This window comes from Herbaspirillum sp. RV1423, assembly GCF_000577615.1.
Classification (GTDB): Bacteria; Pseudomonadota; Gammaproteobacteria; order Burkholderiales; family Burkholderiaceae_D; genus Herbaspirillum.
In genome coordinates this window covers 1-427 of record NZ_CBXX010000095.1, presented here as the reverse complement: position 1 = coordinate 427, position 427 = coordinate 1, and the positions used below count along the sequence as shown (strand labels likewise).

The following is a 427-nucleotide window of genomic DNA, read 5'->3' as shown; positions in this document are numbered from 1 at the left end:
CCAAGCGCAGCGCGGGCGTGAAAGTGCCGGACGTGGCCACGCTGGTGGCCAAGCTCAAAAACGAAGCCAAAGTCATTTAAGGAAGAGACAACATGACCGCACTTGTCATTGCAGAACACGACAATGTCAGCTTGAAAGGCAGCACATTGAACACCGTCACCGCCGCAGTACAGACGCAACAACAGGCCGGCGGCGAGGTCCACATCCTGATCGCCGGCCACAACGCCAAAGCGGCCGCCGATGCCGCCGCGCAGATTGCCGGCGTGACCAAGGTCCTGCTGGCCGACGCACCGCAATTCGCCGACGGACTGGCCGAGAACGTTGCCGAACAAGCCCTGGCCATTGCCAAGGACTACAGTCACATCCTTGCCCCCGCCACCGCCTACGGCAAGAACATCCTGCCGCGCGTGGCCGCCAGGCTGGACGT

At 62.5% G+C, this 427-nt stretch carries 2 pseudogenes; both read left to right on the top strand.

The features are described 5' to 3' along the window. Positions 1-80 (top strand): annotated as a pseudogene (locus RV1423_RS30295) (electron transfer flavoprotein subunit beta/FixA family protein); the annotation flags it as partial. Positions 81-92: 12 nt separating this feature from the next. Beyond that, positions 93-427: pseudogene (locus tag RV1423_RS28245) on the top strand (electron transfer flavoprotein subunit alpha/FixB family protein); the annotation flags it as partial.